Annotated in this window: 10 protein-coding genes; 6 read left to right on the forward strand and 4 right to left on the reverse strand. The window is 64.1% G+C overall.

Annotation, left to right across the window (positions count from 1 at the left end):
- Positions 1 to 11: 11 nt before the first annotated feature.
- Both BFL28_RS08665 and BFL28_RS08670 read right to left on the reverse strand, forming a co-directional pair.
- Complete coding sequence (locus BFL28_RS08665) at positions 12 to 866, reverse strand: SDR family oxidoreductase (RefSeq protein ID WP_069320191.1); 855 nt, start codon at positions 864 to 866, stop codon at positions 12 to 14.
- A 29-nt stretch (positions 867 to 895) separates the two neighbouring features.
- Positions 896 to 1735, reverse strand: a complete 840-nt coding sequence (locus BFL28_RS08670) for a DODA-type extradiol aromatic ring-opening family dioxygenase (RefSeq protein WP_241527272.1) — start codon at positions 1733 to 1735, stop codon at positions 896 to 898.
- A gap of 92 nt (positions 1736 to 1827) precedes the next feature.
- Between BFL28_RS08670 and BFL28_RS08675 the strand changes: the two genes are divergently transcribed.
- Positions 1828 to 2736, forward strand: a complete 909-nt coding sequence (locus BFL28_RS08675; RefSeq protein WP_069320192.1) for a LysR family transcriptional regulator — start codon at positions 1828 to 1830, stop codon at positions 2734 to 2736.
- Between the two features lie 216 nt (positions 2737 to 2952).
- On the opposite strand, the gene BFL28_RS08680 is transcribed toward BFL28_RS08675, so the two are convergent.
- Positions 2953 to 3969, reverse strand: coding sequence for a zinc-binding alcohol dehydrogenase family protein (locus BFL28_RS08680; protein ID WP_069320193.1), 1017 nt, complete (start codon positions 3967 to 3969; stop codon positions 2953 to 2955).
- A gap of 89 nt (positions 3970 to 4058) precedes the next feature.
- Complete coding sequence (locus BFL28_RS08685) at positions 4059 to 4994, reverse strand: LysR family transcriptional regulator (RefSeq protein ID WP_069320194.1); 936 nt, start codon at positions 4992 to 4994, stop codon at positions 4059 to 4061.
- A 113-nt stretch (positions 4995 to 5107) separates the two neighbouring features.
- Here BFL28_RS08685 and BFL28_RS08690 point away from each other — a divergent pair, with 113 nt between their 5' ends.
- From BFL28_RS08690 to BFL28_RS08710, 5 genes are all read left to right on the forward strand, one after another.
- Positions 5108 to 5902, forward strand: coding sequence for a type 1 glutamine amidotransferase domain-containing protein (locus BFL28_RS08690; RefSeq protein WP_069320200.1), 795 nt, complete (start codon positions 5108 to 5110; stop codon positions 5900 to 5902).
- Between the two features lie 71 nt (positions 5903 to 5973).
- Positions 5974 to 6270: a putative quinol monooxygenase gene (locus BFL28_RS08695; protein WP_069320195.1), complete on the forward strand. Its 297-nt coding sequence runs from the start codon at positions 5974 to 5976 to the stop codon at positions 6268 to 6270.
- 11 nt (positions 6271 to 6281) lie between these two features.
- Positions 6282 to 6458 (forward strand): hypothetical protein, encoded by a 177-nt coding sequence (locus BFL28_RS20895; RefSeq protein ID WP_158011638.1) that lies wholly within the window; start codon positions 6282 to 6284, stop codon positions 6456 to 6458.
- 17 nt (positions 6459 to 6475) lie between these two features.
- Positions 6476 to 7216 carry an SDR family oxidoreductase gene (locus BFL28_RS08705; RefSeq protein WP_069320197.1) on the forward strand — a complete coding sequence of 247 codons (741 nt, stop codon included), beginning with the start codon at positions 6476 to 6478 and terminating at the stop codon, positions 7214 to 7216.
- A gap of 111 nt (positions 7217 to 7327) precedes the next feature.
- Positions 7328 to 7621, forward strand: coding sequence for a putative quinol monooxygenase (locus BFL28_RS08710; RefSeq protein WP_009823882.1), 294 nt, complete (start codon positions 7328 to 7330; stop codon positions 7619 to 7621).
- Positions 7622 to 7838 lie beyond the last annotated feature (217 nt).

The raw sequence follows: 7838 nt of genomic DNA on the forward strand, positions 1-7838 counted from the left end.
TGTCCGTAACGTCAGCCCTGCACGGCGAGTTGCGCCCGCACGGCGTCGGCCAGCGGCGTCGTCGGACGTCCGATCAGCTTCGAGAGCTGATGACCGTCATCGAACAGCGCACCGTTTGAGGCATCGACGTCCCACGCCGCAAGCCCCTCGGCGAAACCCTCGGGCAGGCCGACCTGCTTCAGGATTGCAGCGTATTCGGCCTGCGGTAGATCGCGGTACGGGATGTCGCGACCGGTCTGGGGCGAGATCTCGGCGGCAAGGTCGGCAAGCGTCACCGCGTCGTCACCGGCCAGCTCATACGTCTTACCCTCATGACCCCCGCTGGTCAGCACGACGGCTGCGGCCTCGGCATAATCGGCGCGGGTCGCAAGCGACAGGCGTCCCTCGCCAGCGCTGCCTACGAACGCGCCGTTCTCCAGAGCTGCCGGGATCGAGGCGGTGTAATTCTCGGTGTACCAGCCATTACGCAGGAGGGTCGTCGCGATACCTGAAGACGCCAGCAACGCTTCGGTTGCACGGTGCTCTTCGCCCAGGCTGATCGGCGAACGGTCGGCGTGCAGCAGGCTGGTATAGACGATACGCTTGATGCCCGCCTGCTTGGCGGCCTCAATGACGTTGTGATGCTGCGCCTCGCGCTGCCCGACCTCGCTCGATGAGATCAGCAGCAGCGTGTCGATCCCGGCCAGTGCCGGAGCAAGCGTCTCGGGCTGCGCGTAGTCGAAAGCGCGTGCCTCGACGCCCAGAGCGCTGGCCTTCTCGGGCGAGCGCACCAGCGCGACGATCGGCTCGCCGGTCGACTTGCGCTTCAGGCTCTCGATGACGAGGCGGCCAAGCTGGCCGGTCGCGCCGGTGACGGCGATGGTCATGACAATTCTCCTTCGGTGACGCGGTGAGATCAGTTGAAACGGAAGCCGGAGATGGCGGTCGACAGCACTTCCTCGGCATAGACCCGGGCGCCTTCGCCTTCGGCCGCGCCGGCCGCGACCATCAGGGGCAGCAGATGCTCCTCCTTGGCCGGGGGATGCGCGAACCGCGCCGAGGGCGCATCCGCCCAGTGCGCCAGACGCTCGGCCCGCTGCGGGCCGTCCAGCTCCATGCTTTCGGCCAACCACTGGTCGAACGCCTGCGATCGCGGTGTCGAGCGCGGGTCGCCATAGGCACGCATGTTGTGGAAGCTCATGCCCGAGCCGAGGATCAGCACGCCCTCCTCACGCAGTGGCGCGAGGGCGCGGCCCGCAGCAACATGGAGGGCTGGGTCCAGCCCGCGCTCGACGGACATCTCGATCAGCGGAATGTCCGCATCCGGAAAAGCCACCTTGAGGGGGACGAACACGCCGTGATCCAGGCCCCTCTTTGCGTCGACAGAGGAAGGGATACCCGCATCCTTGAGCAGGGCCGCGGCACGGGCGGCGAGCGCGGGTGCGCCCGGCACGTCGTAGCGCAGCTGATAGGTATGGGGCGGGAAGTTGTAATAGTCGTAGATCAGCTCGGGCCGTTCGGCGCCGGTGAAGGCGAAGCCGTCCGTCTCCCAGTGTCCCGAGACGACGAGGATGGCCTTGGGCTTTTCGGCGAGCGCATCCGGCAAGCTGCGCAGGAACGCTTCCATACCGCTCCACACGCCGCGTGGATCGTCCATGAAGAAGCAGGGGCCGCCGCCATGCGGGATGAAGTAGGTGGGCTGGACGCTCATGGTCATACACTCCGGTGCAGGCGCCGAGGAGGCGGCCTGGATCATCGTTCGATCTGCTGACCGGAAATATGTGCCCTCTATCGCGCGATGATAATCTGCCGAGTAGAAGGATCAGCTTCAACCACGGGTAGGAAATCATGGCGGATCGGTTGACGGGTATGGACGTGTTCGTAAAGTCGATCAGGCTCGGTGGCATCTCTGCTGCCGCACGCGATCTGCACATGTCGCCGGCGATGGCGGCCAAGCACCTAGACGCCCTCGAAGCGCGGCTCGGCACCACGCTGGTCCAGCGCTCGACGCGTCGGCTGTCGCTGACCGAGGCAGGCACTGACTATTTCGAAAAGGCCGAACGTATCCTGATGGAGATCGGAGAAGCCGAGGCGGAGGCATCGTCGCGGTCGATCACCGCCCAGGGACTGCTGCGCGTCAGTGCGCCCGCCACCTTCGGCGTTCTGCACCTTGCCTCACTCATCCCTGCTTTCTCCGCACGTCATCCCGAGGTGACGATCGAACTGGGCTTCAACGATCGTTACGTCGACCTGCTGGAAGAGCGTTGGGATGTCGCCGTACGGATCGGGCGCCTCGCCAACAGTGCGCTTGTTGCCCGCAAGCTCGTGGCGATGCGCGTCGTGTTGTGTGCCGCCCCCTCTTATTTGGCGAGGCGGGGAACGCCAACCCGCCTGGCCGATCTCGGCGATCACGATTGTCTGGGCCACACCAACGCGTCGCTTGCAGGAACGACATCGTGGGCGTTCGGCAAAGACGGGACGATCAAGGTGCCGATCTCAGGATCGATGTGTTCCGACAATGGCGAGGCCTTGGTTCGCGCTGCCATCGCGGGCCAAGGGCTGGTCTATGGGCCACGCTTTATTGCGGCAGAGGCGCTTCGCGCCGGCCAGTTGAGCGAGCTTGAGCTGGACGAGCCGCCTATGATGCTGGGAGCGGCATATGCCATCACACACCCGACGCGGCGCCCCGCCGCCAAGACGCGGGCGTGGATTGACTTCTTAGCCGAAGCACTCCCCTCTCTTGGCACCGATTGGTGAGATGCCGAGCTAGCAGACGTCCCGAGCTTTCACCCGAGGACCGCGTCTGCTATCTCGAAACATCACGGTCTTTTACGATTTTAGATATCAGTGAACCAGCGAAAGCGACGCCCACAACCGCACATGGCTGGCATCGATAACGCCGAGCCTTGGTCCCTTTCAGTTGGTGCAGCGGGGGCCGCGGGCGCGGCGGACGTTGAGTGAGCGTGAACCGCATCACTGCCAACCCTCGATGACGATCTTGCCGCGTGCGGTAGTACTCTCAAGCGCCTGGTGCGCGCGCTTGAGGTTCGCGGCGTTGATGGGGGAGAACCGTTCGGTGAGGGTGGTGCGCACCTCGCCGGCGTCCACGAGGCTGGCGATGGCCGACAGGATCTGACCCTGCGTTTCCATATCAGCGGTCTCGAACATTGACCGGGTGAACATGAACTCCCAGTGGGTCGACACTGATTTCCGTTTGAACGGTACGACATCGAGTGTCTTGGGGTCGTCGATGAGTGCGAAGCGTCCCTGCGGGGCGATCAGCTCGGCGATCTGCTCGATATGCTCGTCGGTGTGCGTGGTCGAGAAGACGAAAGCAGGCGCGCCGATGCCCAAATTCGCCACTTGCCGAGCCAGCGGCTGGCGATGATCGATGACATGGTGCGCACCGAGCTCACCCACCCAGGCCTGCGTTTCAGGGCGCGAGGCCGTCGCAATGACGATCAGCTCGGGTACTTGGCGAGCAAGCTGAATTGCCATCGAGCCTACCCCGCCAGCACCCCCGACAATCAACAGCGCATGTGCTGCACCGGCTACAGGAGTACGCACGGACAATCGCTCGAAGAGGGCCTCCCACGCAGTTATCGCCGTCAGCGGCAACGCCGCTGCCTCTGCCCAATCGAGGCTGGCCGGCTTCTTTCCGACAATGCGCTCGTCGACCAAGTGCAGCTCGGCGTCCGTCCCGTCGCGGCCGATGCTCCCCGCGTAGAACACTTCGTCCCCGGCTTTGAAGCCGTTCACGTCCGGGCCGACGGCACGAACGACACCGGCGGCATCCCAACCCAGCACACGCCAGTCGCCGTGGATCGGACCCGAGCCGCTGCGGACCTTCGTATCAACCGGGTTTACCGAGACGGCCTTCACCTCGACGAGGAGATCGCGGCCAGTGACTATGGGATCGGGAAGCTCGATGTCGACGAGCGATTCCGCACGATCGATTGTGCCGTGCTGCTGATAAGCGACTGCGCGCATGATAAGTCCTGTCGTTTCAGAGGCTATAAAGCGATACTTGGTGAGTCCGGGGATATGCACAACCGACGTCGCCAGTCCGACAGCGTCCCTCAGGCTGGCGACGGCGTGGCTGCCGCTGCCGTCTTCCCCTTAAGATCGGTGATAACCTCGCCGATTAGAGCCCGCAGCCAGCGATGCGCAGGGTCGTGCCGGTAGCGGACGTGCCACGCCATCTCAACGGGGAAGCTGCCGAGGTCGACCGGAGCCGGCAGGATCTTCAGCCGGGGGTCGTGCATCAGCCGCCTGCAGATGAGTGAGGGTAGGGTGGCGCAGTAGTCGGTCACCGCCACCATCTCGGCTACCGCGAAGAAGTTTGTCACGGAGATTGCGACGTCACGCTTCAGCTGCTGCTGCGCCAGCGCCTGGAACAGCCCGGCGCGCATCCGTCCGGGCGGCACGATGTTGACGTGCTTCATCGCCTCGAACTGCTCGCGCGTCATGGCATCGCCGACGCCCGGATGGTCGGCGCGGACGGCGCAGGCGAGCCCTTCGTCCATCAGGTGCTGGACGACGAGGTTGTCGGGCGGATCGACGATGCGGCCCAGCACGAGCGCCGTCGTGCCCGACACGACGCCCGTTTCCACAAGATCGTTCCCGTAAGGCGTCAGACGAAGCTTTATGCCGGGGGCGACCTTCTCCAGGCGCGCCACGATAGCGGGGACGAGGACGAACTCGACATAGCCGTTTGGCGCGATCGTGAAGAGCCGTTCGGCCTGTACGGGGTCGAAGGCCTGCTGACCGAGGACCGCGTCGTCAAGCTGCGCGAGTGCCTCGGCGATCAGCGGCGAGAGTTCAAGCGCGATCGGGGTCGGCTGGATGCCGTAGCGCTCGCGGACGAACAGTTGGTCCTGAAGCATCAGTCGTAGACGCGATAGGGCGTTAGACAGGGCGGGCTGTGTCATGCCCATGCGCTCGGCGGCGCGCGTGACGCTGCGCTCCTCCATCAACGCGACGAAGATCGGCAGCAGGTTCAGATCGTAGCGCATGCAGTCATCCTGTTAGCGTTATATCTGAAATCAAAAAGATAAACTTCTGGAATATGTCAACAACGCCCATTTCCCATTCATCGGCGACGGACGCCGCGAACATGGAGGTTCAGATGAGCAAGGGACAGGTTCTCGTTCTTGGATCGAACGCGACGCAGATCGGTCTGCGTGGCGGCGGTACCGCGACGGTCGGTCAGTATCTCAACGAGACGGCGGTCCCCGCGCTGGCTCTGCTCGACGCCGGCTATGATATCGTTCTCGCCACGCCCAATGGGGCCAAGCCGCACATCGACGCCGTCTCCGTTTCGGTTGATCATTTTGGTGGCGATGAGACGGCATTCCAGCGAGCCAACGACTTTTTTGCCAGCCACCCGGCGATGAACGACGTCCGCAGCTTGCGCTCTGTCGTCGAGGGCGGCCTGGACGGCTTCGTCGGAGTGTTCGTGCCGGGCGGCCACGCTCCCGTCGTCGACCTGATGCAGGACCACGACGCGGGCACGATCCTCCGTCACTTCCACACGGCGGCCAAGCCGACCGCGCTCCTCTGCCACGGACCGGTAGCCGTTGTCGCTACGCTCGACGATGCTCCGGCCTTCCGCAAGGCGCTGGAGGAAGGCGATGACGCCGGGGCGGCCGACCTGGCGCGAGACTGGATCTACTCGGGCTACCGCATGACCGTCTTCTCGGCGAGCGAGGAGAAGATCGCCGAGGAGCAAGTACTGAAGGGCGAGCTCTTCTTCGACATGGAAAAGGCGCTGCGCTCGGCCGGTGGCGTAGTCTCGGTCACTGACAAGAACTTCGCTTCGAATGTCGTCGTGGACCGGGAGCTGATCACGGGTCAGAATCCGGCGTCGGACCAGGCCATGGCCGACGCTTTGATCGAAGCCCTCGATCGCGCCGCTGCGTGAGTACCAGGATGACGGGCGGGGCGCTCAGGATGCGCCCCGCTTCGCATATAACCATTACAAGGAACGGTGCCATGACAGCCAACGTGAAGATCGTCGCCGTGCTCACCGCCCGTGCGGATACCGTCGACCGCCTGCACGCTCTGCTCGACGCCATGTTAAAGCCGAGCCGTGCCGAGCCGGGCAATTTGCGCTACGATCTCTGGCAGGACCAGAGCGATCCGAACCGCTTCGTCCTCGACGAGCTGTACGCGGACGCGGATGCGGTTACCGCCCACCGCGCGACGCCCCACTTCCAAAACTATCTGTCTCAGATCGGCGATCTGGCCGAGCGCGCCGCGTTTGTCCTCAACCCCGTCTTGTCAACCTGAGGATGGTGCCAATGGGCAAGCCTGAAGAATGGGTGGGTACGGCACGGCTTGCAAAGGCGTTCGACACAGACGTGTTGCGAATGACCGGTCTGTTGGCACCTGCGCTTCGCGCGGGGCTCTTGGGCCTCATTCATTTACGCGCCTATCGCTGGCGCGGGGCCGCGATCCGGCGAAAAATCAACAACTGACTTGAAGGAATACAGTCATGACCAAGGGTATCGAGGGCAAGGTCGTTCTCATTACCGGCGGCAGCACCGGCATCGGCGCGGAAACCGCGCGCCTTCTCGCGGAACGCGGCGCCAAGGTGGCCATCGCCGCGCGGCGCAAGGACAGGCTCGACGAGGTCGTCGCGGACATCGCTTCAAACGGCGGCACGGCACGTAGCTACGCGCTGGACGTGACCGACAAATCGGCGGTCCAGTCCGTCGTCGCCGCAATCATTGCCGACTTCGGCCGCCTCGACGTGCTGATCAACAACGCCGGGCTGATGCCGATCCGTCCGATGGCCGAGGTCAACACCGACGAGTGGGACCAGATGATCGACGTCAATCTGAAGGGTACGCTCTACGGCATCGCGGCGGCCCTTCCCGGTTTTCTCGAGCAGGGCAGCGGTCACATCATCAACTTGAGCTCGGTTGCGGGCATCAAGGTCTTCGCACCGGGCGGCACGGTCTACTCCGGCACCAAGTTCGCCGTCAGCGCGATCAGCGAGGGCTTGCGCCACGAGGTGGGGGAAAAGGTCCGGGTCACGTCAATCGAGCCTGGAGCTGTCGAAAGCGATTTGAAGTTCACGACCTCTGGCACGGCTGCCGAGACGGTGCTGGACTTCTACAAGCAGGCCATCCCGGCGGCATCGGTGGCGCGTGCTATCGCGTTCGCTGTCGAACAACCTGATGACGTAGACGTCAACGCGATCGTCATCCGGCCGACCGCACAGGAGTTCTGATTTCGACGAGGAGGCGGGGCCGCGTGTGCTCCGCCTCATGGGGAACGTACTGGCCCGCTCGTCCGTTACTTTGCGGAACGATATCTGCCCGTTTCAATTGAGGAGTCATTTATGCCCAAACTTGCCCTGTATGTACCACTGAAGGCCAAGCCCGGAAAAGAGCGCGATGTCGCCGATTTCCTGACCTCGGCATTGCCGCTCGTTCAAGCTGAGCCGGGCACTCTGACCTGGTATGCGATCGAGGAAGGTCCCGGTGCGTACGCGATCTTTGATACGTTCGACACAGAGGAGGATCGGCAGGCACATCTCGACGGCAAGGTTGCCGCCGCACTGATGGACAAGGCAGAAGAACTGTTTTCCGAACCGCCGCAAATTCACAAGTTCACCCTGCTGGCCGCGAAATAGCGGAGCGGTCGGCACCCTAGCGCTTCGCTCTCATCGCCCGCGTGGGGGGGGGGGGGGGGCGGGGGGGGGGGGGGGCTTTCCCCCAACCGGCCCACGGACCCCCCCTGGTAAGACACCCCAACGCTCCCCCCGGACACGCCACCCGCCAATAACGGTACCGGCAGCCCGGGCGGAGGACGGCTTCGCAACCCCGCTAAACGCGGCGGTCGTTTTCTAT

It is taken from the genome of Sphingomonas turrisvirgatae (genome assembly GCF_001721295.1).
GTDB classification, from domain to species: Bacteria; Pseudomonadota; Alphaproteobacteria; order Sphingomonadales; family Sphingomonadaceae; genus Sphingomonas; species Sphingomonas turrisvirgatae.